The sequence below is a fragment of the Methanosarcina sp. A14 genome, assembly GCF_001729375.1.
GTDB lineage: Archaea > Halobacteriota > Methanosarcinia > Methanosarcinales > Methanosarcinaceae > Methanosarcina > Methanosarcina barkeri.
On record NZ_LZPK01000159.1, the window covers coordinates 1 to 24,347 of the forward strand.

A 24,347-nucleotide genomic window follows, 5' to 3' on the forward strand; every position below is an offset into this window, starting at 1 on the left:
AACCGATGACCAATGAATCTTTATATACTAATTCTAAAAAATCGACACTATGAAGGCTTCTCAAAGTTCAAATTTCAGGGATCAGTTGAAGGGCATGGTTTGGCTCGTGGAGAATTCATCAGCTTGTTATGTTTCTAACCTGCTACGATCTGAACAAGAATACCTTCAATTTTCACAACTTGTTTAGTAAAAAAGTCATTTTATATAAACAGCTGAAAAATAAATGCTCCTTATATTAAAGAAATATTTTGATTTTAATAAATATATACCAAGTCCAAGTTTCTAAATAGCTATAAATAGAAAAGAATGAGGTTTTTGAGCCATTTTTTTTTCTTTATAATTTCTTTAAAATCACTTATAAGCTTCAATGAGAGGTTTAACTGCCCTCTGATCCCCAATTTCAATAAGAATTAAGGCTGTTTCAGCTCTTGTTTTCTTGTCTTCCGTTTTCAAATTTTCTATAAGGGGACCAACAGCCATTTCCCCCATATCTATGAGAGCTTTTCTGGCAATAGCCCCAATCTCTTGATCTCCCATTTTTCCTACAAGCATTCCTGCAGTTTCCCGGTCTCTTGTTTTACTGAGCGCGAGAAAAGCTGCATTTCTAATATTTGCATCCGTAGTTTTGTCAGCAAAAGTCTGTTTGAGCGTTTCTACAGCTTTTGGATCTTTTATATTTCCCAGGGCTGAAGCTGCTGCTGTCCTGACTTCAAGCTCCTCTTCTTTATCGGTCAGTATGCCGATTAAAATCTCAGTAGAGTTGGTGCTCCCTATTTCTCCAAGGGCAAGGATAGCGCTTTTTCGGACATCAGTGTTTGCATTCAAGGAATTACTTTTTTGCCCTTCTGCACTCTTTCCGGTTTTCAGGATTTCTATTAGGGGTTCTACCGCGGTCTCGTTTCCGATTTCTCCAAGCGCAAGAGCTGCACTACTTCTTACTTTGATTCTCTGATCTCTCAATCTATCTATAATATAGGGTACTGAATTTTCGTCTCCTATTCTCGCAAGTGCAATTGCAGAACCGCCTTTAACATATTCGTTATCGCCATCTTTCATTTCTTTTCTTAGAGCTTCTACTGCTCTTTTGTCCCCAATCTTTCCAAGTGCAATTGCTGCGCTGGCTTGTGCCGGCAGATAATCTCTTGTCAAAATTTCAAGTATGGGATCTACTGCAGCTTTTTCTCTCATTTCTCCAAGAGCCATCATAGCTGCAATTCTTGTGCTTCCTTTATTGCTTTTAAGAGCTTTAAGAAGTTTTTCGGTTTCGTTTCCTGATTCTTCAGGGCCAAAGTCTGAAAGCGCAAAAGGAACATAGATACTTGAATTCTGTATTTCTGATTTAAGAGCTCTCTCAAAAGCGTTTGTTTCTCCCCTATTTCTCGACCTGGCGGAGTCCATAGCAATGGAATCTGCAATGTACTTTCTTGTGACTGTATCTTTTTCTTCGATGGCCTGCAGGATATCCTCTGAGAGCTCTTGTTTCCATTCTTCAGCTTCGCTCTCTTTTGCAGTCTTATCCGAAGCCTCAATTTTCTCAAAGTTTTCGGAAAGGATATTTTCTGTTCTGTCATCCCCGGTTTCAAGAAGGGCGAGGAGCATGTAACTGTTTATTTCTTCCGAACTCGAATTATTTGACTCAATTTTGTCAACAAGATTATTTGCCGCAGGCCTACCGAGCTTCCCAAGTTCAGCTGCAGCGTTCAATCTCGCTTCATGATTACCGGCTTCCAGCCTGTTTGTGAGATTTACGATTGAATTGCTTAAACTCCCAGTTCCGGTCTGTGTATATGTTCCATTTCCCCTGACTTCCATAAACCTATCACTATTTGCAAGAAGTGATAAAAATATAGAAAGAGTGATAAGCGCAAATAAAAGAGAGACTCTCCATCGAACTCCGGACATTACATTATCTTTTTTTTTATTGTTTATATTACTTTCTCTCTTTATTATTACAGATAACACGGACTTTTAAGGAGAAAGTTGTTTTCATCTTTTCTGCTTCAGATTTTTCTTTCTGCTTCAGATTTTTCTTTCTGCTTCAGATTTTTCTTTCTGATTCTGCACCCAAGACCGCAAAGGAGTGCTGTGACATCAGCTTCGACAGAATTAGCATCACAATCCCCAAAAACTGTTATCCTGTAAGTAACTCCGAGACTTTTTGCTTTTTCTCTTTCTTTTTCAGTTTCTATCCGGTTAAATTCTTTATAATCTTCCCCTTTATAGTCTCCCAGATTAATCCTTTTGTGATCTTCCTGATCAATCCCTTTATAGATATCACTTATTTCGCAGGCTGCAAGCTGTTTGTTAGTATTTATAGCGTTAAGGATAACTGCAGGGTCAGCTCCTTCAGGGATAAGGACTGAAATATCCCTGGTAGAATGTTCAAGGTTTTCTTTTCTCCATTCCCACAATTCGGATTCCGAAAGTATGCGAAGATTTTCAAGCTTAAGTTTTACAAATTTGTTTTTTATATGGGGGGAAGTGCCTTTTGATACCAGTTTTGTAAGAACGATCTCATCCGGGCCTGCTTTTTCCAGGGTACCTACATGGATTTTTCCGGAATAAAAATGAGAAAAGCCACAGACCTTTCCAACAGAATTCAGGATGGTCTCGTATTCAGTTATTCTGGAATTAATCAGTTTGTCCGATTTACGCAGGGCATGAGCCGTATCGCCGTACTTACGAGCAGCAGATTTCATTTTTTTCACAAAACTTTCTTCGTCATGGGCTCGCACCAGCCTTGAGAGCTCTTCACATTCCTTGATAAATGCGTCATGAACTTCCAGAACTCCGGGATTTTCCATCTGGATAAGGGCATACAGATAGGGGTTCTGGCCAAGAATCCTGCCTACAAAGTCCAGCATTATGGCGTAGACCGGGCTTACGAATTTTCTAGATTTTTTTATATCAAAATCTAACCTGTCAATGGTCGTTCCTATGGTAATATAGGCAAAATGAGTAAGTCCCTGTACAACCGAAACAAGCCTGTCGTGTTCGGCTGCCGTAGTAATTTCAACATGCGCCCCCCCTTCCTCAAAAAGCTCTCTCATTACTGGGAACCACTTCTCCGAACGCCCCTTTACAGGGACGAGAATGACAGTTTGCCCTCTGATAGTGGGAATTGTCGGGCCGAACATAGGATGTGTGCCGAGAATTTCCACATCTGAAGGGGCAAACTTTTTCATAGCTTCCACAGGCTTTACTTTAATGGAAGTAAAGTCCATAAGAAGACTTCCAGCCTTCATTTTTGGAGCAAACTCCGCAATAGTCTCTTCAGTTACATTGATGGGCACCGAGACTATTACTATGTCACTTTCCGGAACAGCTTTTTCGAGATCCAAGGCAAAAGGAACTCCTAATTTCTTTGCAATCTCTGTTTTCCCGCCTTTTCCCCAGACTGTAACTTCGTAGCCTTTTTGTTTGAAAAAACGGGTAAACCACTGTCCCATTTCACCGGTTCCACCAAGGATCAAAACCTTCGTTTTTTCAGGATTTTGATCTGTATTCACCTGATTTCCTGGTTTCAGATTAACACTCAAGCCTGCAAAGCCTCCAAAACCGTTTTTTTCATAAGTTCGACTGGAGGTTCGATTCCTGTCCAGAGCCTGAAAGCCTCAGCTCCCTGATAGACAAGCATTAAGACTCCACTCACAGTCTTTGCGCCTGAGGTTTTTGCTTCTCTTAATAGCCTGGTTTCCAGGGGATTATAGACAATATCAAAAACAGTAAGGTCAGGGTGAAGATCTTCTGCTGTGGCAATCGCGGTGTCTACATTCGGGTGCATTCCAAGAGTCGTGGTGTTGATCAGGATATTGGCATCCTGCAACAGGTCTTTTAATCCAGAGAACCCTCTCCCAGTTACGCTTCCAGAAAGGGCTGCAGCTGAGATATCTTTTGCAAGCTCGATTGCCCTTCCTTCGGTACGGTTTACTATTGTGATTTCAGCTCCATCGGCTGCAAGCTGAAAAGCAATGGATCTTGCTGCTCCACCTGCTCCTGCAACTACGATTTTAGACCCCTTAATTTCCACTGCAGAATTCTGAAGTGCCTGCTTTGCTCCTAGTCCGTCCGTGTTGTACCCTTTTATTTCTCCGGTTTCCCCGAAAACGACAGTGTTTACAGCTCCTATCTTTTCAGCAAGTGAATCAGGTTTTATGCAGTCAAGTTTCAAGGCTACCTCTTTTAAGGGTACTGTCAAATTGAGCCCTCCGAACCCCATAGCTTCAGCCCCAAGAATTGCTTTTTCCAGTTTTTCAGGTTTCACCCTGAAAGCGTGATAGATACATTCCATTCCAAGGGCTGAAAAAGCTGCGTTATGCATTGCAGGAGAAAGGGAATGGGCTATAGGGTCTCCAAATACGCCAAAAACTCGCTTCATTCGAGCAGCTCCAATATCTTCTTTATTTCATCTACCTGAAATTGCCCGGGAGCGGCAGAAACTTCACTATCAACAGCCGCATATGTCAGGACCGAACCGTAGAAAGGAGCAACTACCCTTGTATGTTTTCCAAGCTTGCCCATAGCGATCGTGCATACAGCGTTTTCTGCCTCTCTTGTTTCCAGTGCAACTCTTAACAGGTCAAGTACATCTCTTCTTGATTTTGGCATAACAGCAAGTTTCGCAATATCTGCCCCTGCCAGAAATGCCTCTTCCAGAATAGTTTTCATTTCCTGAAAAGCCGGAGTCTTTGAAAAGTCATGGGAAGAAACGATTACGGTTTTTCCGCAGGCTTTTGCCGCTTTTATTACCTGGTCTCTTGCTTCTCTCCCAGCAGAGAGCTCGATGTCTACTGCATCTGGCTTGTCTTTCAGGGAAATGAGATTTTTAGAAAAGAAATTTGTAAGAAGTTCGATTCTATCGTCCTCTTTTCCTTCCCATTTCCCTCCTTCCGTAATTGAACGATTTGTGAGGATTACCGGAAGTCCGGTTTCGGATTTTACTTCTCGGATTGTTTCTGCAGCTGTTTCCAGGTCCCTGATCCCAAGCAAATCCAGCCGGATTTCAAGAAGGTCGGCCCCCATTTTGGCGGCCTTTCTTGAAGTTTCAAGGGGTTTTTCAAGGATTACTGCGACAATGGCAGCTTTTTTCTCAAGGTCAAGCTGGCCAATATGAATCATTGTTTGCTCCGGTTTTTGTTTTCTGATGATGACCATTTCTTTTTCCGTTTTTGTCTTTCAGCTGATGACCGTTTCTTCTTCCGTTTTTCCGCTGATGATCGTTTCTTTTCAGGAGTTTTTTATTTAGGAGGTTATTTCTCTATTATCGTTTCTTCGATTTTTTTACCGAAATGCCTGGCTCCCTCTTCTAGGCGAACCAGAACCTCATCGCCTTTCTTGAGTTTGGCAACTGAAATCGGATTTCCGTCTTTTCCAACCAGCTTGATAGTTTCGGCATTTTGCAGGATTGCGCTCAGAGTACGATTGCCTGCTTTTGCTTCAATGAGCATAAGAGGACGGCTTTCAATCTTGACCCTCCCCACAAAACCTTCTCTCTGTCTTCCTTTTGAATCGATTATGGTTACCGCATCTCCGGTTCGAAGTTCCGAGAGGTAACGGGTTTTATCTCCAATTTTTATATAAGAGTGAACCGCACCTGCATTTACTCTGAATGGGCGGGCTGCAACATATGGGCTGTCATCAGATTCGGAATTTACAAGGAACATCCCGCTTGCCTGAGAACCTATGAGCATGCCTTCTCCTTTTTGCATGAGATTGCATGTGTCCACACAGACTCGATCTCCCATTCCAAGAGGTTCTACCCGGGTTATAACCGCAGACTCAAGTTTAGTGCTTTCGTTTTCCAGCTCCCTTGCAGCCTGGATGGTATCTTTAATTTCTTGGATGTTTCCACTGTCAAGAAGGACGCCATCTGCTCCGGTTTCAAGGGTCTTGAAAGCCAGCCTTGCTTCTTCAGTGCTTTTTACCCCGAAAATTATTTTTACGTCATAACGCTGAAGCTCAGCTATCAGGTTTTCCAGAGGAATAACCTTCCAGTCCGTGCCCGTTACAATCAGGAAGTCGCAGACCTTTCCCATCTCGGCTGCGAATTGCTCGTAGCGTTTGTCCCTGATTATAACATATCCGCCAACAGCAACTCCTTTATCCCTGAGAAGGGTTGCTGCGTTTATGTCAAGAGAACCCTGAGTCTCAAGGGGTAAAGGTTTCGTTCCATCGCCTTCTCCTCTCTTCCCAACGACAATAATCTCAGCTCCGGATTTATTGTCACGGCCAAAGGTTGCTACCGGAATACTTCCCAGTTCCCTGACTTTTCCGACATCCCCTGGGTTTACAAGTACGCAGTCGGCTCCTGATTCAAGGCCTGTCGTAATTCTTTCTTTCTGTTGTTCCCATCCGCCTTCATCGGCTTTTATCCACACGCTTTTCTTCTTCAAAGGCTTCAACTCCGGTATATTTTTTATTTTTACTCAGGCCTTTTCCCTTTTTTAACTTCTGTTTCGGGTTCTGGTATTGCTTTTCAATATCTAGCTCTCACTTTAGCTGTTCGAGGGCTTCTTCTACAGGCCTTCTATGATGTACGATTTCGCAAATGGCCCGGGTGAGTCTAACAGGATCCTTGTGCTGGAAAACATTTCTTCCAATCGCAGCACCTCTGGCTCCGGCTTCCATCGCTCCGTCAATCATCTCCAGGAGTTCTTGATCCGTTGAGGTTTTAGGTCCTCCTGCAATAACTACAGGTACAGGACAGCCTCTGACAACGTCTCTAAAGCTATCAGGATCTCCAGTGTATACTGTTTTTACAACATCAGCGCCGAGCTCGGCCCCGATCCTTGCAGCATGTGCTACATTTACAGGGTCGTGCGGATTTGTGATCTTTTTACCTCTTGGGTACATCATAGTAAGAAGAGGCATACCCCATTCCGTACAGTCTTTGGAAATTTTCCCGAGCTGTTCAAGCTGGTCAGCTTCGGTTTCAGAGCCTATATTTATATGCATGGAAACGGCATCAGCTCCCATCTTAATTACTTCCTCTACTGTACAGACCTGCACTTTGGCATTGGGGTCCGGGCTAAGGGAAGAAGAACCACTTATATGCACGATAAGACCTATGTCGTGGCCGTATCCCCTGTGTCCGTATTTTACCATTCCTTTCTGCATAAGGACGGCGTTTGCTCCTCCTTCGGCAACTTTATTCACCGTATCAGTGATATTGATAAGCCCGTCAATAGGCCCGTCTGAGATCCCATGGTCCATGGGAATAATGACCATGTTTCTGCTTTCCCGGTTCATCAGCCTTTCTATCCGTATCTTTTTACCGATATCTGACATTATAATCTCCTTCGAGTACAAAATGCTTTCAAATTGTTGTTATACCTACTCGGAACCCCGTGCTAGTATGTGACACGTTAGCACATTAAACCTATTTAAAGCTATTCCAACTAGCTACGAGATAAGTTATGCACTTTAATAGTAACGGATATTCTTGAACTTTTCTGTATAATAATGTACTATAATGATCAAATCTGAAAGTCAACTATTTGAAGTCAACTATTTGTTATGAATAAAAGGCATCATTAAAAATACATTCCAGGTCAGAGGAAACATAGAGCAAGTAAATGTACCTAACTCGAAGCCTCCTGCCCACGAAAATAATTATCAATTCTAAACTTTGGAAACATACAAGAATTAAAATAGGATAAGACCGGCTAATAGAGTAAACTCAGAGCGTTAGAAAATACAATCATACCAAAACAGGAACTGAAGGAATCATGAAAGAGCTGAAAATTCTTGTTGTAAATAACTACGGACAATTTTGCCATCTCATTCACCGGGCTGTTCGAGATCTTGATATGGATACGAAAATAATTCCTAATACAACGCCAATTGAGGATATCCTGGCAGAGGAGCCGGACGGACTGATTCTGAGTGGTGGGCCGGAAATGGATAGGGCAGGTTTATGTTTCGATTACGTCCGGAAAATTGATCTTCCTATTCTTGGAATCTGTCTCGGGCATCAGGCAATTGCCCTAGCATATGGAGGACATGTTCATGCAGGGAAAAAAGGCGGGTATGCAGAGGTTGAGATAGAAGTGCTCGAAGAAGACGATATTCTGCGTGGACTCGGACCCAAGGCTACAGTGTGGGCTTCCCATGCAGATGAGGTTGCCGTTCTGCCTGAAGGCTTTATCCATCTTGCTCGGTCTGATATTTGTGAAGTTGAAGCTATGCGCCACCCAACAAAACCAATTTACGGTGTACAATGGCATCCTGAGGTTTCCCATACAGAGAAGGGAGAAGAACTGCTTACCAACTTCCTTGAAATTTGTGAAAAATATTAAGATCGATGTTAATTATTGACATTAACAATCGGGCTTTGTAGAAATCCTCTAAATTTTGATGTACTTATTATTGATTTTAGTAGGATTTCTACATAGTAACAATGCAAAAAAATTAAAGTCAAATTAGACTTAACATAAATCATGAATGTAAAAGAATTTATTAAGCCAACGAAACAAAAAATCTATATTCTTATTATCTTAATAATAGGTTTGAACATTTTTCCCATTATTATTAAATTCTTTTCCACAATTTTTATCGCCAGGATTCTTGGTCCAGAAAAATATACAACTTTCTTGATTTTTAAAAGTACTACTATCCCATATATTCTAATTACAAACGTAATTTATTTTTTATGGATTTATTTTATCGTCTCTATAATTGTAAATATCAGTAAAAAGAAATCTCTGCAAAAATCTTAATACCTACTTAATATCCTAATCTACTTAATGTCCTAAACATGAATTAGTTTAAAATATTTGAATTAGGATTTCTACATAGTCAACAATCGACATTGTCAATCGATATTAACCTTAGGAACAAAATGTTCCTTAAATTTAGAATTATAAAAGAAAAATAAACGCAAATAAACACTATAATAAAGATAAATAAGATATTCGGGATATTACATCCCGAGTCTTTTCTTCATCATTTTCTGAATATTGAACTTTCCACCCCTGAAGCCTTTTAGAGCTGTCTGCATGGTTTTGTGGTATTTCAGAAGCTCCCTTACTTCTTCAGGGCTGCAGCCTGAGCCTCTTGAAATTCTTTTGATCCTGGAGCCACCTATGAGCTTGGGGTCATTCATTTCTTCTTCTGTCATTGAGTCCATGATTATCTTGTAATTCTTCATCTTGTCACTTGTAGCCTGGAACATCTCATCTGAGAGCTTAACGCCTCCCATTCCGCCCATTCCCAGTGGCAGCATGGACATAATCTGTTTAAGAGGGCCCATTTTGTTCATGGCTTCAAGCTGTTTGTACATATCCTTGAGGGTGAAGCGCCCCTGCATCAGGGCCTCTACATTTACGTCTTCTTCACTAAGGGTTTCTTCAGCCTTTTCCATTAGGCTTTTAAGGTCTCCCATGCCAAGAAGCCTTGAAATGAACCTGTCAGCTTCGAATTTTTCAAAATCTTCCGGCGTTTCCCCCACGCCGATAAAGGCAATAGGAGCTTTTGTTTCGGAAACGGCAGACAGGGCTCCGCCTCCTTTTGCAGTACCGTCAAGTTTTGTTATGATAACGCCTGTAATTCCTACGGAATCATTAAATGCATGCGCCTGCTGGCTTGCCTGCTGTCCTATACCTGCATCCAGCACCATGAATTTGTGGTTTGGCTTGGCAACGGCGTTGATCTGTTCCATCTCCTCTATCAGATCGGATTCAAGAGCATGCCGGCCTGCGGTATCCACAATTTTCACGTCGTATTTTTCCAGGGCTTTGAGTCCGTTTCTGGTGATTTCGACAGCATCTGGATTGTTTTCTTCTCCATAGAAAGCTACATTGAGTTTTTCACAGAGAGTTTTAAGCTGTTGATATGCGCCAGGTCGGAAGGTATCTGCGGCGACAACTCCTGCTTTGAGTCCTTTTCTCTGGAAGTAACGAGCAAGCTTTGCTGTACTGGTAGTTTTTCCGCTTCCCTGAAGTCCCACCATCATTATAATCTGCGGCTTGAGCTGAATTTCAGCTCCTTTGCCGATAATTTCCATCAATTCTTGGTATACGATGCGGATTACGTGCTCCCTCGGGTTCATACCTGCAGGAGGGGCTTCTTTCATTGCACGCTCTTTGATTCTCTGGGACATTCCCATAACAAGTTTTACATTCACATCGGCCTGGAGCAGAGCCCGCTGGATATCTTTTACTACTTCATTGACCGTACGCTCATCAATTCGCCCCGCGCCGATCAGCTTCTTGAGCGCCCCCTGTAAGGAGTCTCCAAGTTTTTCCATTACCATATGAAAGTCATCCTGCTGATTTTTTGAGGATAAATAAAAAGATACTCACACTTTTTTGACCTTGTTTAAGACAGTAACCTTCCTTAATAAGCCTTGAGTTTAGTAGCTTAAAAAAGGGATAAGTAAATGGGTTCTATATATAAATCGGTAACCGGCTATAAAAACGTTGCCGGGTATGAAGATTTGAAACTGGGTTATCTAAAAGGCTCTGAGAAGTGTTAAAACACGAGTTAAAACACAAAAATACAAACAAACTCAGAAAAGAGCTTTACTATAGCGGGGGATGGATTCGAACCATCGGTCTACGGGTTATGAGCCCGTCGGGATCTCCTGGCTACCCCACCCCGCTACAGGGGAATTAAAACCTAAAAATGTGTCAAACCACAAACAAACTCAGAAAAGAGCTTTACTATAGCGGGGGATGGATTCGAACCATCGGTCTACGGGTTATGAGCCCGTCGGGATCTCCTGGCTACCCCACCCCGCTACAGGGTTTTATTTATCAGGCCACCTTGCCTGGGACAACTATCAGAACATACTAACGATCGTTTATATAGTTTTCGCTTGGTATTTTAATCTTTAGAGTTTTATCGTAGAATTTAGGCGTTTCTCTAAAGAAATTCCTCAGTTAACTGCAATTTGTCATATTTCATATTCTGTCCGTTATTTTCTCAGGCTTTTCCGGAAATATATTTGATATTTCAAACCCTAAATCATATTATGACAAGGTGCTTATTCTGCGGAGCTTATTGCGAAGTTAAGTGTGGAGTTTACTGCGAAGGTTATCCTGGAGGCCAGGGGGAAAGAGAAAAGGAAGAAGGTGCGGAAATTCTTGGATGTACACAAATCGGTACATCCTACATCTGCGAAAACTGCCTTAAAGACCTGAAACAGGCTCTTGAATCCCTTTAAGAAGGCCAGCAGGAGAGAATATACAGTCCCGGATTAAAAGTTAAAATACCCTTTCCTTTATCGAACGGGATGAACAAACCGAGAAAAGGCAGGTATTACCGGCAACTCAGACAATCTCAACATTGAGTATGAAGTTCTCTTCTTTTCCGGTTACTTTTTCCCAGGGTCTTTTATATATTCCCATTACCTGCTGGTTGCCTTTAGATACGGCTTTAATTTCCCATAAATGGACTCCTTCCGCGCCTACAAGAGGTTGCTTTATTCCTTCAGGCTGCTCTGGAGGACAATATTCTCCTGAGATATTATTGAGCCCCTGGCTCAGATTGAGTTCCCATGAATAGCCTGTGGTCGGGTTTTCCTTAAGCTTGAGGTAAAACGTGCTTTCATTTTCAATACTTATACTTGTTCCGTTGTCAGCTTCGGTTATTATCTGTTGTTTCGTCGACATAGAACCAGGAGTTTCTTCAGGTACGTTATCTACGGGTAGTTCAAAAGACCCGTTTACTCCATTCACATTTACAGTGTAGTTCCCGGCTTTGAGACCCCGAACTTCAAGGGGAATGGTTTCTGTAAAATTCGTTATAACTTGTGTACAGAATGCACCTTTAGGGCGTTTTGTACTTATAGTGATATTGAAGGCATTTCCTTCTCCTTCATTCTTTATTTCGTCGATTTTGGTACATCCGTCGGGTAGGTAGCCTTTTGCTATTACCTGTACCTGTACAGGAAATGACTCAAGGGTCACAATCTGGATACTCTTTACCTTTGCAGTACCGTATATGTAATCTCCTCCAGTGGTTCCTTGATTATTGGTTGTTCCGGTAATTTCCTGACTATTATTTGTTGTATTTCCTGATTCGGTTTCGTTCTGTTCTTCGTCAACGCAGCCGGAAAGAATAACCACAAAGGCCGTAAGCAGAAATGTTATAATTTTTGCATACTTCCAAAACTTATTATTTGTTCCTGTTTTCATTTTTCCCCTCTTTTTTTCTCTGCTCTTATTCTTTCTAATATGTTTATGAAAAGATGAGCCTGTTTGGATTTATCCTTTGCTTAAACTTCAGTTCTGTTCGCAGCTTTATAGGTCAGTTATATTTTTTGTTGATTAAATCGTATTGGAAACTTTCCCTCGATATTATTTATCAATTCAGATAGTTCAAAAACTTCGAATCCCGGTAACTTAGAAGCTTCAGTTTCTAGTAAGTAAATATCTTTGAATTTCAGTAGTCCAATATCTTTGAATTTCAGCAGTCCAATATCTTTGAATTTCAGCAGTCCAATATCTTTGAATTTCAGCAGTCCAAAAGCTTGATATGCACTTTTAAACAAGCTTTTATAATATTATGTCTCTATAAAACTCCATACATCTGGATATAAATAGATAATACTCAGTATTAAAATTCGGTTATTAAACCCCCATTCTTAAAGTCCACCATTGATTTTTAGCATAGTTTTATATATAATATACCAACCCCATGTAACCATTAATAACAGTGTTAACTATATGTTTTTTGTCCGAAACATACAGTTTGTACTTTTAAGATTCAAAAAAGCAATTTTTTACAGTGAAATTGAAAAATACTTTGAATTGCTACTTAAGGAGGCCCCTCTTGAGTCCCTGGAGAATATCTAAAATATACATAGCATGGAAATTAAAAGAAGTGACTATAGCAGATTTTTTCTTGTTTCGTCTCAAATAAAGATAGGTGGGATTTCAATTGAGAGTTGCAATTATTACACAGGGAGTCTCTAACGTTTTTGAATCCGTTATTGAATCAGGACATGAGGTAGTGGGAATTGTTGAGTGCTCCCGGACAAGAGAACCTAACTCATTCCTTAAAGCTATAGGAGGGGTTTTTACAGATGCCTATTATTCATTCACTTCAAAGCCTTTAAATTTAAAAACTTTCTCTAAAAAACTGAAAATTCCTTACTACTACTTAAGGAAAGGAGACAACGAAGCCTTTCAAAAATGGATGAAGCATTTACAGCCCGATATTATAGTTGTGTATTCTATGTCTCATCTCTTGAAGGAGAATATATTTACGATCCCAAAACTTGGGACTATTAATCTTCATTATTCACATCTTCCAGAATATAGAGGGCCAGCCCCACTTTTCTGGGAATATTATGATTATATCCTTAATCCAGGAGTCACTCTTCATTATATAAACAAAGGTGAAGATACCGGTGATATAATTTTCCAGGAAAGGATTCTTATAAGTTCGGGTGAAAAGCTTGAGGAAGTTGTTCAGAAGTTATCTTTGATAGGAATAAAGTTTCTTTTAAAAACAATGGCTACTATTGAGAGTGGAGATGTTCCCAGAATAAAGCAGTCTGCAACTACTCCAACGGTGAGAGCCAGAAAGATTAAACCTGATGAATATAACGAGCTTATAAAATGGGATGATTGGGGTGTTGAACGAGTATTTCATTTTTTAAATGGCACTCCGAAGTACCATCCCACTCTATTGAAGAAACCCAATTTGTACAAACTTGGGTTCACGATTAAAATTCTGAATACAGAAATATGTAATACTTCCGGATATAAAGTAGGAAAACTTTATAAGGAGAATTCAAAACATTTTTTCGTCTGCAAAAACGGTAAAATATATGTTGATGTTACATTTTCACCTGCAAGTTTCCTTTCCCGAATTTACCCTTATATCTGCTGAGCCTGCTCTTTGTAATACAGAACAAGGTCTTCAGTCCATCTCAGAGCTGCAGGCTCAAAACCCATAATAGTTTCTTGGTCAAAAATCCCTTTTGAAGTAAGAAAGTCAGCAGCCATGAAGTATTCGGTCTTAACCAGCATAGCAATCTTTATTTCTTTCTTACAGATGAAAAGCTTTCTTTTCTCTCTGGCCAAATAAAGTTTCAGTTCTTCTTTGAAATCAGTTTTCAGTCTTTCACAGATTTTTTCTGTTACTACAAGGGTTATTCTGGTATCATTGTCTTTATTTGCTAGGAATATTTCAGAAAAAACCGGATGAAATATTGATGAAAAACAGAGTATCTTTTTTGATTTCTTTATGTTATCCAGGAACACGGAAGAAGGCTCGAAAATATTATCGGGATCAGGTTTAACAAGGAAGCAGAACTTCAGTTCATTAAGCCTTTCCAGAAATGTCCTGGGTAATTCGGAGAGATCGCGATCCTGCCAGTATTCCGCATTCTCCTCAATGACTTGCAGAGTATCGAGCAAAGGCTCCATCTTCTCGACCAATATTTTCGCAAGAGTCGTTAGCCTGTATTCTCTATCTTCCTGATAAACCAGATGTTCATCTTTCAGTTTTTTGATTTGGGGAAGCATGCCCGTTGGGTTAACGTTCAGACCGTTTACTATTTCCTCTATCGGTTTACCTCCATTTTTGAGAAGGAGCAAAAGGTCTTTTCTTTTCTGGGACATAAAAATCAGGTCTATCAAGGCTTTGTCCATTGATTTCACTTTCCGGATCATGCACTTTTGCGAAAGATTCATTTTTCCTTCGGTTTTTAAAAAGGCTTTTTGAAGGAACCTGCTAGTTCTACGAGAAATATCTAAAAATATTTGAAATTAACTTCAGTTGAGTCCTTTCAGTCGCATTCTTTCAGTATAGCAAGGGTTTATAACCTATCTTTCAAACGTTCATTTTTAATTATATCATATTTCTTTTAATTTATCCTGTTCTTTTTAATTTATCTAGTTCTCTTTAATTTATCCTGTTCTTTTTAATCTTTTTCGAGTTATCCTTTGACAAGATAAGAAAACTTAAGGTCTATAATTTTAATTATATAGGTCGAATATAAAGCTTGGAAAGTGGTACTTTTTATCTGATAGTATCCTGACTGCGTATCGCGATTTTCAGATCATGGAGGACTTTGCATAAAATCATTCAAGTGTGTGCTTACGAACTGGGATTACATTTATAGTTTGTGCCGAAACATATCTACGGAAATCAAACGTTCTGGATATGAACCAGACGTAATTATTGCGCTTGCAAGGGGAGGCTGGTTTGCCGGGCGAGTGCTCTGTGATTTCCTGGGGCTTGATGATCTGTCTAGTCTGAAAATCGAGCACTACATAGGAGACACAGCTATTGATACTGGTGAGCCTTATATTCGATACCCTCTTTCGAACAATGTGATGGAAGGAAAAAAGGTACTTATTGTAGATGATATTGTTGATACTGGAGAAAGTATGCTTAGTGCCAGAGCTTACGTGGAAAATCACAATCCTACAGAAGTCAGGACTGCTTCATTACAGTACCTGGGGAGTTCTAAAATCGACCCCGATTATGTTGGTGAACGGCTTGAGGATTGGGCCTGGATTATCTATCCCTGGAACTTTATAGAAGATATGACAAGTATCTTGACTAAATGCATGAGAAAAGACCCTAAAAAACTCTGGAATCTTGAGGACCTTAAACACAGCCTTTACATAAACCATGATCTGGACTCTATTGTTTTTGAAGTTACCCAGCCAGGAAGGCTTCCAGAAGTTCTGGAAGAGATGGAAAGAGTGCACAAGGTCAATTCTGAAATAATCAATGGAAAGAAGCATTGGAAATTATTACAAAAAGGTTTATTATAAATTTCTTCTTGAGCAGGCTAATAGTTTATGCTTCTCGTTGGAAAGCAAAAGGGGCCTACAACTTAAGAGGATATTTTTACTTCTACTGGGTAGAGTTATCTTTCGTTTAAATGAAGGCGTTAAGCTGTAGGTGTTAAGTTGTAAAATACAAATATACATATCTGTTTAGGGTATCTATATTTTAAGTATCCATAAGGCTATCACTATAGCCACTCTGTAACATAATTACATCATTTACAATCAATTAATTCATTAACATCAAATTAACCCACTATCATTACCGGTGAATTCATGCCCCACAGATGTACCAGATGCGGAACCATTTTTGAAGACGGAGATCCTGTTATCCTGAGCGGCTGCCCGAACTGCGGTTGGAATAAATTCCTTTATGTAAAAAAAGAATGTGAAGGTTTGGAAAATCAGGAAAGGCTTGCTCTGGAAGAACAAAAGCTGGATCTGGAATCCTCTCTGGATGAAGTTGTCAAGAATATTGATGAGGCTCTTGCTTCTGAGCAGGAAAGTGTAAAGCAGGAACCAGAAGTCGAGAGGGAAACAGATGAAGAAAGAGTAGAGTCCGTAAGAATCCTTGGGCCTGGCTCCTATGAACTTAACCTGGACTCCCTTCTTGAAAGAAAAGAACTCGTTATGGCAATCCGGGAAGAAGGGTCTTACGCCCTGCACCTGCCCTCGGTTTTCAGCCAGCAAAAGGAAAACAAAAAGAAAAATTAAAAAGCAGAAATAACTTAGATTTTTCAAAATTTCCCAGAAATTTCTTTCTTGGATGTTTTTGAAGAATAATTTCAGGATAGTCTTATAGAAAAAAGCGTAAAAGCCTGTGCTTTTAGCCTGAAGTATATGGTTAGCTTATCCTATTTTTGTTATTTCCAATTTTGTTATTTCCAATTTTGTTATTTCCAATTTTGTTATTTCCAATTGTAAACTCTTTCTTTAATTATTATTCATTGTAACGCAATTTACATTTTATATTCCTATTAGCTTGTTTCTGAATCTAAATACTTTGTGTTCGAAAGTTTATTCTATCAAGAGCCTAAATTTATACTGAATATTAAAGCTGGCCACTTTTATCTTTGAGATGGGGTCTTAATGAAAATCACCATTTTCTGTAAAATATTCATCCTTGCAGTCTTTCTTGGACTTGTTGTTTTCTCAGGAAGTTTTCTTCTGGTTAACAACGAAGACACTATTTCTGAATGTTCCACAAAACAGCTTGTTGAAACCGTTTATAACGAAAGCTCAATCACGGAAGTTACAGACTTTCATGAGAGTGGTATCGTTCAGAAAGTAAATCTTCAGGATAACCTTGTTAATTCTCAGGATTACTGGGACGACTCTGAAACTTTCATTATAGATATTAAAAAGTTCAAGGAAGCGGCTGAAAGTGGAAATATTAATCTTAGATTACTAGACAGAAATTTTGACATAGAATTCGATGAGATTTTAGTTCTCAATGGGGGAGAGTCATGTCATTATTCCGGGCACGTTAAAGGGGTGCCTTACAGTAGAGCTGAATTTTATGTTTATGGTGATGTTTTTTGTGGTTCAATCGAGTTTTGTAATCTGATGTACACCATTGCGGTAACTTCAGAAGAATATAATGGAAAAACCGTTCATGCAGTATTTTTGATAAACTGGGAAAATGAAAGAAAGAAAATGGAATATTTGTTGGATCCTCTAAGTTTCTTGCGTGGTTCAGGTTCAACAAAGAATTTGCCAGGAACTGGTGAAAGCAATAAGCAACTCATTCTCTAAATTTGTGAATGACAACTATTGTTTTGTTAACTTACACTCAAGTCCAGATTTTTGCTGCTTATACTTCAATCTAATTTTGCTGTTATTCTTTTATTTATAGTCTCGTATTCGGAGCTTTCTTATTTTTTGGTTACGAAAGAAAATAAATAATTGCAGAAACATTTATATACAATTAATGCTAACTATTGGTTACTATCATGTACATTCTCCTATCCAGCTAGTCTTCCGGGTAAAGTTTTAGGCAGGACTTCCTGTTCGAATTTACTCAAGGCTAGATACTTATAATCAAAAAATATACAATCGCAAAAGTGGCATGATTGCCTTAATATCTCACAAATTTAGATTGTTATCAGAGGAAAATTATGGACCCGGCAAAATTACTTGACATTTTGGGGAATGAAAACCGCAGGAAGATTATTCAACTTCTTGCAAACCGTCCCTGCTATGTCAGTGAGATCTCTAGCAGGTTGGGAGTAGGGCCAAAAGCCATAATAAGTCATCTCGGTCTGCTTGAGCAGGCGGGAATTATAGAATGCAGTGTGGATGAACAGAGGCGTAAGTACTTCAATATCGCAAACAACATGCGACTTGAAGTGGCAGTATCCCCCTATGCCTATACAGTAACACTTCATGATGTTACTTTTGACAAGGGAAAAAAAGAAGAGAATCCTGTGGAAAAGGAGATTCCTCCGGGAGAAGAATCTTCAACTTTATTTCTTGAATTGAGCAGCAGGATTAAAGAACTCAAAAAAAGGCACGAAGAACTTGCACAGATGCAGCAGCAGCTTCAGGCTGAATACACGGAAGCTATGGATCGTTGCCTGGACTCAATTGAAGAAATATCCAGGAACTCTATAGAGTGTGAGCTCTTGTTTGAACTTCTGAAAAATGAAACCACTCTCGCTACCCTATGTTACAACCTGCGCTTGCACCCGAGTATTGTTAACGCTAACCTGATAGACCTTACAAAGAGGGGGTTTATTGAGTATGGTATTAAAAATAACCAGTATTACTGGAAAATCCGTGAGACCGGAGTTGAGAACGAATGACTGAAACAATTAATTTGAGAGTTGCTGAAGCTTATCATAAGGATGTGGGCAGGGGAATTGCAAGAATCGACACCCGCTTGATGCAGCAGATGGGGCTTGTAAGTGGGGATATAATTGAGATCTCAGGGAAAGCCAAGACCTACGCAATTGTCTGGCCAAATGTGGAGCGTGAACAGGAAAACCGGATCCGGATCGATGGAAACTTGCGCAGTAATGCCAAAGTTGGGATTGATGACAGGGTTACAATCCAGAAAGTCCAGGCAAAACACGCTCAGAGAGTTACTCTTGCTCCTTCTCAGCCTGTAAGACTTGTTGGAGGGGCTCACTACATCCTCAGAATTATTGAGGGAAGACCTTTGAACAAAGGTCAGCAGATCAGGGTGGAAACTGTAAATAACCCTTTGACTTTCGTAGTTGCATCTACAAGACCTGCAGGACCTGTTGTTGTTACTAAAGACACTGATATCGTAATTAAGGAGAAATCAGCCGAGGAGATCCGGGTTCCAGAAGGAATTTCATATGAGGATATCGGTGGGCTTAAAAGGGAAATTCAACTTGTCAGAGAAATGATTGAGTTGCCTCTGAGACATCCTGAACTCTTCCAGAAGCTGGGAATTGAGCCCCCCAAAGGTGTACTGCTTCACGGACCTCCAGGCACGGGTAAAACACTGATTGCAAAGGCAGTCGCAAGTGAAACCGATGCAAATTTCATTACTATCAGCGGCCCTGAAATTGTTTCCAAGTATTATGGAGAAAGCGAGCAGAAGCTTCGAGAGATTTTCGAGGAAGCCGAAAAAGAAGCGCCTTCTATCATCTTCATAGATGAGATCGACTCCATTGCCCCAAAGCGTGGCGAAGTCACAGGAGAGCTGGAACGCAGGGTAGTCGCCCAGTTGCTCTCCCTTATGGATGGACTAAAGTCCAGAGGCGAGGTAGTTGTAATTGCTGCCACAAACCGCCCGAATTCAATAGATGAAGCTCTTCGCCGTGGTGGAAGATTTGACCGAGAAATCGAAATCGGAATTCCCGATCGGAACGGCAGGAAGCAGATTCTTCTCATTCACACCAGAGGTATGCCTATTCAGGATGTAAGCCTTAGTGAGATTGCAGATGTAACTCATGGGTTTGTAGGCGCTGATCTGGCTTCACTATGTAAAGAAGCTGCAATGCATGCTCTCAGAAGGATAACTCCTGAAATCGATATCGAAGAAGAAGAAATTCCCCAGGAAATTCTTGATAAACTCGTAGTCACCAAAGATGATTTCAAGGAAGCCCTGAAAAATATCGAACCGTCTGCAATGAGGGAAGTTTATGTTGAGGTTCCGCATGTAGGATGGGATGATATCGGAGGACTTGACAATGCAAAGCAGGAACTCATTGAAGCTGTTGAGTGGCCTCTGAAGTATCCTGAACTCTTCAGTACTATCAATATAAAACCCCCAAGAGGAATATTACTGTTTGGGCCTCCGGGTACAGGTAAAACCTTGCTTGCAAAGGCCGTTGCAAGTGAAAGCGAAGCCAATTTTATCAGCATTAAAGGTCCGGAGCTGCTTAGCAAGTATGTGGGAGAATCCGAGCGTGCTGTTAGGGAAACTTTTAGGAAAGCCAAACAGGCTGCACCGACGGTTGTCTTCTTTGACGAAATCGATTCAATTGCACCCCAAAGAAGTTCTGCTTCAGATACGCATGTGTCCGAAAGAGTTGTCAGCCAGATCCTTACCGAACTGGACGGAGTAGAGGAACTCAAGGATGTAATTATTGTTGCGGCTACAAACCGGCCTGATATGGTAGACCCTGCGCTTCTCAGGCCTGGCCGCTTTGACAGGCTCATATATATCAAGCCACCTGATAACAAAAGCAGGGAAAAGATCTTTGAGATCCATACGCAGGGAAAACCCCTTGCAGAAGATGTAAATCTCTCCGAGCTTGCTGATATTACCAAAGGGTATGTGGGTGCAGACATCGAAGGTATTTGCAGGGAGGCTGCGATGCTGGCCCTGAGGGAAATCGTTACTCCAGGGGCTGACAGGAAGGACATCGAAAAACGGGCAAGAGAAGTCAGGATTTCAAAGAAGCACTTTGAACGTGCAATCCGCCGTGTGAAGCCTACAACTTCCAGGGAAAGCCTTGCAGCTTATGAACGGAGTGCTGAACTCTTTGCTAAATACGCAACTGATTTCGAAGAAGAAGCTCCTGAGGCTGACTCACAGAAAAAAGAAATTGAACAAGAAAATGTTTCGGGTTTCTTTCAGGCTCAGTGAGCCCACTTCTTTATAAGTCGGCAACTTCCTGCTTTTTATTATTAAAAATTCAGGAACTACTGAAGTGAAACAATGACTGATTTATACTGTTGATTTGATAAATTCAGGGACTACTGAAACGAAACAATGACTGATTTATACTGCTGATTTGAGCTATTTACTTAATAACGATTTATAAATAGATATATTAATAACGGGGTAATTATATGGACAGAGACAGTAAAAAAAGGAGAAATTTTTTCGATGAAATCTTTGGAATTGATCCGGTTAAGGACGTGGACGAAATGTTCGAACGCCTTAGCAGGGCAATGGGTATGAATATGGAAAATTTTGGTCAGGACCCTTTCATTTATGGATTTTCTTTAACTCAGAGGCCAGGAGCAGAGCCTGAAATCCGTGAATTCGGGAATATTCCTATGTTTGAGCATACTGAGACCGAAGAAATGAGTTCTCTTGATACAAGAAAGCCCCTGATTGATGTACTGGAAACCGAAGAGGAGGTTCATGTGATTGCCGAGGTTCCGGGCATCGAGAAAGAAAATATTAGACTAAACGCAACTGATTTAATACTTGACATCGAAACAATAGATGGGAATCCAAAATATTCCGAACGTGTGGAAATGCCCGTAAAGGTTGACCCCCAGAGTGCGAAAGCTACATACAAAAATGGTGTGCTGGAAGTTACCTTTAAGAGGCTGGAATCCAGTTCCCGAACCTCAATAAATATTGAGTGACTTACTGGGAATTGCACTGCAGGTGTAACAGCACGAGGAAAAGCAGAGGTAATAATGGTGGGCATAAGAAAAAGAAAGGATTTCTTTGAAGAGTTTGGATCTGAACTTTTTGACAACCTGGAAGAAATGATCGAAGCCCTCCTGGAAGATATGGGAGAGTCCGTCCCCTTCGTATACGGATTTTCTATCATTCGTCGCCCGGGGGAAGACCCCGAACTCCGAGAGTTTGGAAATGTTTCGGAAAATTCTGAGGATGAAGAAACTCTATTCCCCTCCGAAATAAGAGACCCTTTAATTGATATCTTTGAAAGCGAAGAATTAGTACACGTACTTGCAGAAATCCCGGAAATCGAAAAGGAAGATCTCCTTCTGCATGCGACTGCTCAAAATCTTGAAATCAGGATTCTTGGAGCTTCCGAATACTCTCAGGACATAGAGCTTCCTGCCCGTGTGGATCCTAAGAGTGCAAAAGCCAGCTATAAAAATGGAGTACTTGAGGTTACTTTCAAGCGTTGTACTGAAGAAAGGCCCGTTGAAATCGAAATTAACTGACGTAAACGGACTTGAAGGGCTGAGTGAGTTGAAAATCTAAGTGAAGAGTTTACAAAAATATACTGAAAAATGTTTTGAAAATTGTAGTTGGAAAAATCAGTCTGAGGTCCTGATAATTACACGTCGAATATTAGTTAATGAAAAACGGTTTGAAAATTGTAATTGGAAAAGATCAGTCTTAAGTCCTGATAATCACACGTCGAATAGTAGTTAAAAGCAGATAGTGTGCAGAACTCTCTATAGACAAAAAGTAACCAACTCTGTTGTCTAAAGTGAAGTTGAATTTTTCAATGCATACTATTTGTATATCCTATTTATATGCGTACTCTTTTAATAACTTTGATATTATTTGCCCTTCTTGTTTTTAACTTCACTTTACTATTTTGTGTCTTATTTTATGAGTTGCCCTTATTTTGATTTTGTCATATTAATATAATGCTCTTTTGTAATATCTTTTCATACTCTATATCAATACCCTCTATTTCTTAATCTGGATATTGAGGCTTTCAACATACGATCTAAAACCAAAGCATCATATTATAAATTAAAAAATATATATCTAATAAAATAAAGCGTTCCCTAAAATAGTATAAAAATGATTCGATTGGTTGTAAAAAACAAAACTAAAAAATTTGTGGCTTTATGTCATAAATTTTATAATTATGGACTATTGTACAATTAGTTGTACTTTTGGCATGAACAAAAGCAAAAAATATATACGCATGATTGTTTAACAGGAAACCTGTAGTCCCGAAATAATAAAAGTATGTGTAGTCGAGGACGAAAGCTCAAGGCATTCTCTGGCTAGAGAAACTTGATTCTTCTACTCTAAGACCGAAATAAGTCTTGTGCATAAGGTACTGGATAACCATGTATATTTCGAAAATGTAGAGAATATCTCAATAGAGGAACTCAATATTATGCGAGTAAGAAAGATAAAAGTGATGGAAATAAATTTGTTGTCTTTTATGAGGTGATAAAACATTATCTCATAAATAAGATCAAAAATATCCTGTTCAAGAGCCAAAAACATCTAAGATAAGGGCTTCCATTGGGAAGCAAATGAAAATCTTTCTCATAAGCACGGATATTGAATTAATCTATGGGAAAAATATTGAAGACCTTTATAAAGCTAAAATTCGGGGCTTTTCAATGTTTAACATTAACTAATTTATTAGTTAATTTCCAGGAATTCTGTAATCTACAGTGCTCACAATTAATGATTTTACTTATCAATAAACAGTATACTTGTTACATTTACGTATTGATCGACTATTTTATCCCTCTAAAACAGGGCGTTAGGCTGTTTAGAGGGTTCAAATGTATACAGCGTAGTCTACAGGCTTACTTTACTGTGAACACTATAGGCCACTATATACTAAATATTAAAGGAGGAAAAATTAATGGGTCTAGAACCAGGAATCTTAGCTGGATTTCTTGTAATCTTTATTGCCGTACTGTTCGGCCCTTTTAAAATAAAAGTTATTGAGGAAAATCTGGAAGTATTCCTGTTTTGCTGCGGAATAGGGGCAATGACCATCTCGGGTTTTGTCACAATTCCAGGTACAGAAACAGGCTGGAGAACGGAGATAATTAAAGAAGCATTGACTTCGCCGCTTAATGCTTTAAATATTGGCGGCGTTCCAATAGGCATATTCCAGATAGTGCTTGTTGTCGGTTTGATTATCTATAAATGGCATGAACCGATTCAAAATGCAATTCGGAAAGTAGCCGCAGCACTTTCTATTAAAGTTATGGCTTTTGCTCTTATTGTTGTGCTTGGTCTATTTTCCAGTGTAATGTCAGCCATTCTTGCTGCAATCATTCTTGTTGAGGTGGTTAATGCGCTGCCTCTCTCACGAAAATCCAAGATCGACCTGACAGTTGTCGCATGTTTCTCAATCGGACTTGGCGCTGCACTTACTCCCCTTGGCGAACCTCTTTCGACAATCGCTATCTCAAAACTTTCCGGTGCGCCTTACCATGCCGATTTCATGTTCTTATTTGATATGCTAGGCAAATATATTATTCCAGGCATCTTTGTCTATGGTGTTGTTGGTGTGTTCTTCCTTGGAAAAGTTGATATGAATGCCCAGACAAAAGCCGAAGATTATAGCGAGACTTTGAAAGATGTCATAATGAGAGCTATTAAGGTCTATCTGTTTATTATGGCTCTTACGTTTCTCGGAGACGGTTTCAAGCCTATCATAATCGAGTACTTCACAAAAATACCTTCCATGGTAC

The 24,347-nt window shown here is 39.9% G+C and carries 20 protein-coding genes and 2 tRNA genes; 11 read left to right on the top strand and 11 right to left on the bottom strand.

Annotation, left to right across the window (positions count from 1 at the left end):
* Positions 1 to 351: 351 nt before the first annotated feature.
* The 6 genes from A9239_RS08290 to A9239_RS08315 all read right to left on the bottom strand — a co-directional run bounded on the left by A9239_RS08290 (position 352) and on the right by A9239_RS08315 (position 7,287).
* The gene (locus tag A9239_RS08290; RefSeq protein WP_048123365.1) at positions 352 to 1,902 is read right to left on the bottom strand and encodes a HEAT repeat domain-containing protein; all 1,551 of its coding nucleotides are present in this window, start codon (positions 1,900 to 1,902) and stop codon (positions 352 to 354) included.
* A gap of 98 nt (positions 1,903 to 2,000) precedes the next feature.
* Positions 2,001 to 3,449, bottom strand: coding sequence for a prephenate dehydrogenase (locus A9239_RS08295; protein WP_230629345.1), 1,449 nt, complete (start codon positions 3,447 to 3,449; stop codon positions 2,001 to 2,003).
* An 86-nt stretch (positions 3,450 to 3,535) separates the two neighbouring features.
* A complete protein-coding gene (locus A9239_RS08300; protein ID WP_048120773.1) occupies positions 3,536 to 4,378 on the bottom strand; it encodes a shikimate dehydrogenase in 843 nt (280 codons plus the stop codon).
* Positions 4,375 to 5,118 carry a type I 3-dehydroquinate dehydratase gene (aroD, locus tag A9239_RS08305; protein WP_048120771.1) on the bottom strand — a complete coding sequence of 248 codons (744 nt, stop codon included), beginning with the start codon at positions 5,116 to 5,118 and terminating at the stop codon, positions 4,375 to 4,377. Before aroD ends, A9239_RS08300 begins: the two co-directional genes overlap by 4 nt.
* A 131-nt stretch (positions 5,119 to 5,249) precedes the next feature.
* The gene (locus A9239_RS08310) at positions 5,250 to 6,392 is read right to left on the bottom strand and encodes a 3-dehydroquinate synthase II (protein ID WP_048120769.1); all 1,143 of its coding nucleotides are present in this window, start codon (positions 6,390 to 6,392) and stop codon (positions 5,250 to 5,252) included.
* Positions 6,393 to 6,489: 97 nt separating this feature from the next.
* Positions 6,490 to 7,287 carry a 2-amino-3,7-dideoxy-D-threo-hept-6-ulosonate synthase gene (locus A9239_RS08315; RefSeq protein ID WP_048120767.1) on the bottom strand — a complete coding sequence of 266 codons (798 nt, stop codon included), beginning with the start codon at positions 7,285 to 7,287 and terminating at the stop codon, positions 6,490 to 6,492.
* 440 nt (positions 7,288 to 7,727) lie between these two features.
* Here A9239_RS08315 and A9239_RS08320 point away from each other — a divergent pair, with 440 nt between their 5' ends.
* Entirely contained in the window at positions 7,728 to 8,297 is a 570-nt protein-coding gene (locus tag A9239_RS08320) for a GMP synthase subunit A (RefSeq protein ID WP_048120765.1), read from the top strand.
* A gap of 623 nt (positions 8,298 to 8,920) precedes the next feature.
* Here A9239_RS08320 and A9239_RS08330 read toward each other — a convergent pair.
* From A9239_RS08330 to A9239_RS08340, 3 genes are all read right to left on the bottom strand, one after another.
* Positions 8,921 to 10,252 (bottom strand): signal recognition particle protein Srp54, encoded by a 1,332-nt coding sequence (locus tag A9239_RS08330; RefSeq protein ID WP_048120761.1) that lies wholly within the window; start codon positions 10,250 to 10,252, stop codon positions 8,921 to 8,923.
* Between the two features lie 274 nt (positions 10,253 to 10,526).
* Positions 10,527 to 10,601, bottom strand: a tRNA-Met gene (locus A9239_RS08335).
* A gap of 63 nt (positions 10,602 to 10,664) precedes the next feature.
* A tRNA-Met gene (locus tag A9239_RS08340) sits at positions 10,665 to 10,739 on the bottom strand.
* Between the two features lie 233 nt (positions 10,740 to 10,972).
* On the opposite strand from A9239_RS08340, the gene A9239_RS08345 reads away from it, so the two are divergent.
* Positions 10,973 to 11,164 (top strand): hypothetical protein, encoded by a 192-nt coding sequence (locus A9239_RS08345; protein WP_048120759.1) that lies wholly within the window; start codon positions 10,973 to 10,975, stop codon positions 11,162 to 11,164.
* 106 nt (positions 11,165 to 11,270) lie between these two features.
* On the opposite strand, the gene A9239_RS08350 is transcribed toward A9239_RS08345, so the two are convergent.
* A complete protein-coding gene (locus tag A9239_RS08350) occupies positions 11,271 to 12,137 on the bottom strand; it encodes a protease inhibitor I42 family protein (RefSeq protein WP_048120758.1) in 867 nt (288 codons plus the stop codon).
* Positions 12,138 to 12,882: 745 nt separating this feature from the next.
* Between A9239_RS08350 and A9239_RS08360 the strand changes: the two genes are divergently transcribed.
* The gene (locus A9239_RS08360) at positions 12,883 to 13,839 is read left to right on the top strand and encodes a methionyl-tRNA formyltransferase (RefSeq protein WP_052712635.1); all 957 of its coding nucleotides are present in this window, start codon (positions 12,883 to 12,885) and stop codon (positions 13,837 to 13,839) included.
* Here A9239_RS08360 and A9239_RS08365 read toward each other — a convergent pair.
* Positions 13,827 to 14,645 carry a winged helix-turn-helix domain-containing protein gene (locus tag A9239_RS08365; protein ID WP_230668982.1) on the bottom strand — a complete coding sequence of 273 codons (819 nt, stop codon included), beginning with the start codon at positions 14,643 to 14,645 and terminating at the stop codon, positions 13,827 to 13,829. The genes A9239_RS08360 and A9239_RS08365 overlap by 13 nt on opposite strands.
* Positions 14,646 to 15,047: 402 nt before the next feature.
* Here A9239_RS08365 and A9239_RS08370 point away from each other — a divergent pair, with 402 nt between their 5' ends.
* The 8 genes from A9239_RS08370 to A9239_RS08405 all read left to right on the top strand — a co-directional run.
* Positions 15,048 to 15,737, top strand: coding sequence for a phosphoribosyltransferase (locus A9239_RS08370; protein WP_080943652.1), 690 nt, complete (start codon positions 15,048 to 15,050; stop codon positions 15,735 to 15,737).
* 291 nt (positions 15,738 to 16,028) lie between these two features.
* The gene (locus A9239_RS08375) at positions 16,029 to 16,466 is read left to right on the top strand and encodes a Zn-ribbon domain-containing protein (protein WP_048154035.1); all 438 of its coding nucleotides are present in this window, start codon (positions 16,029 to 16,031) and stop codon (positions 16,464 to 16,466) included.
* A 375-nt stretch (positions 16,467 to 16,841) separates the two neighbouring features.
* Positions 16,842 to 17,507: a hypothetical protein gene (locus A9239_RS08380; RefSeq protein ID WP_052712636.1), complete on the top strand. Its 666-nt coding sequence runs from the start codon at positions 16,842 to 16,844 to the stop codon at positions 17,505 to 17,507.
* A gap of 362 nt (positions 17,508 to 17,869) precedes the next feature.
* A complete protein-coding gene (locus tag A9239_RS08385) occupies positions 17,870 to 18,556 on the top strand; it encodes an ArsR family transcriptional regulator (RefSeq protein WP_048120750.1) in 687 nt (228 codons plus the stop codon).
* A complete protein-coding gene (locus tag A9239_RS08390) occupies positions 18,553 to 20,817 on the top strand; it encodes a CDC48 family AAA ATPase (protein WP_048154038.1) in 2,265 nt (754 codons plus the stop codon). The genes A9239_RS08385 and A9239_RS08390 overlap by 4 nt, the downstream gene beginning before the upstream one ends.
* A 206-nt stretch (positions 20,818 to 21,023) precedes the next feature.
* A complete protein-coding gene (gene hsp20 / locus A9239_RS08395; protein ID WP_048120746.1) occupies positions 21,024 to 21,551 on the top strand; it encodes an archaeal heat shock protein Hsp20 in 528 nt (175 codons plus the stop codon).
* 54 nt (positions 21,552 to 21,605) lie between these two features.
* Positions 21,606 to 22,103, top strand: a complete 498-nt coding sequence (locus A9239_RS08400) for an Hsp20/alpha crystallin family protein (protein ID WP_048120745.1) — start codon at positions 21,606 to 21,608, stop codon at positions 22,101 to 22,103.
* A 1,403-nt stretch (positions 22,104 to 23,506) separates the two neighbouring features.
* The coding region (locus A9239_RS08405) for a DUF1646 family protein (RefSeq protein ID WP_069575258.1) at positions 23,507 to 24,347 on the top strand (841 nt) is incomplete at its 3' end.

Excerpts from the sequence above, each read along its gene's own strand:
- A9239_RS08290 (WP_048123365.1), bottom strand. The coding sequence starts at position 1,902 with ATGTCCGGAGTTCGATGGAGAGTCTCTCTTTTATTTGCGCTTATCACT.
- A9239_RS08295 (WP_230629345.1), bottom strand. The coding sequence starts at position 3,449 with ATGGGACAGTGGTTTACCCGTTTTTTCAAACAAAAAGGCTACGAAGTT.
- A9239_RS08300 (WP_048120773.1), bottom strand. The coding sequence starts at position 4,378 with ATGAAGCGAGTTTTTGGCGTATTTGGAGACCCTATAGCCCATTCCCTT.
- aroD (WP_048120771.1), bottom strand. The coding sequence starts at position 5,118 with ATGATTCATATTGGCCAGCTTGACCTTGAGAAAAAAGCTGCCATTGTC.
- A9239_RS08315 (WP_048120767.1), bottom strand. The coding sequence starts at position 7,287 with ATGTCAGATATCGGTAAAAAGATACGGATAGAAAGGCTGATGAACCGG.
- A9239_RS08320 (WP_048120765.1), top strand. The coding sequence starts at position 7,728 with ATGAAAGAGCTGAAAATTCTTGTTGTAAATAACTACGGACAATTTTGC.
- A9239_RS08330 (WP_048120761.1), bottom strand. The coding sequence starts at position 10,252 with ATGGTAATGGAAAAACTTGGAGACTCCTTACAGGGGGCGCTCAAGAAG.
- A9239_RS08345 (WP_048120759.1), top strand. The coding sequence starts at position 10,973 with ATGACAAGGTGCTTATTCTGCGGAGCTTATTGCGAAGTTAAGTGTGGA.
- A9239_RS08350 (WP_048120758.1), bottom strand. The coding sequence starts at position 12,137 with ATGAAAACAGGAACAAATAATAAGTTTTGGAAGTATGCAAAAATTATA.
- A9239_RS08365 (WP_230668982.1), bottom strand. The coding sequence starts at position 14,645 with ATGAATCTTTCGCAAAAGTGCATGATCCGGAAAGTGAAATCAATGGAC.
- A9239_RS08375 (WP_048154035.1), top strand. The coding sequence starts at position 16,029 with ATGCCCCACAGATGTACCAGATGCGGAACCATTTTTGAAGACGGAGAT.
- A9239_RS08380 (WP_052712636.1), top strand. The coding sequence starts at position 16,842 with ATGAAAATCACCATTTTCTGTAAAATATTCATCCTTGCAGTCTTTCTT.
- A9239_RS08385 (WP_048120750.1), top strand. The coding sequence starts at position 17,870 with ATGGACCCGGCAAAATTACTTGACATTTTGGGGAATGAAAACCGCAGG.
- A9239_RS08390 (WP_048154038.1), top strand. The coding sequence starts at position 18,553 with ATGACTGAAACAATTAATTTGAGAGTTGCTGAAGCTTATCATAAGGAT.
- hsp20 (WP_048120746.1), top strand. The coding sequence starts at position 21,024 with ATGGACAGAGACAGTAAAAAAAGGAGAAATTTTTTCGATGAAATCTTT.
- A9239_RS08400 (WP_048120745.1), top strand. The coding sequence starts at position 21,606 with ATGGTGGGCATAAGAAAAAGAAAGGATTTCTTTGAAGAGTTTGGATCT.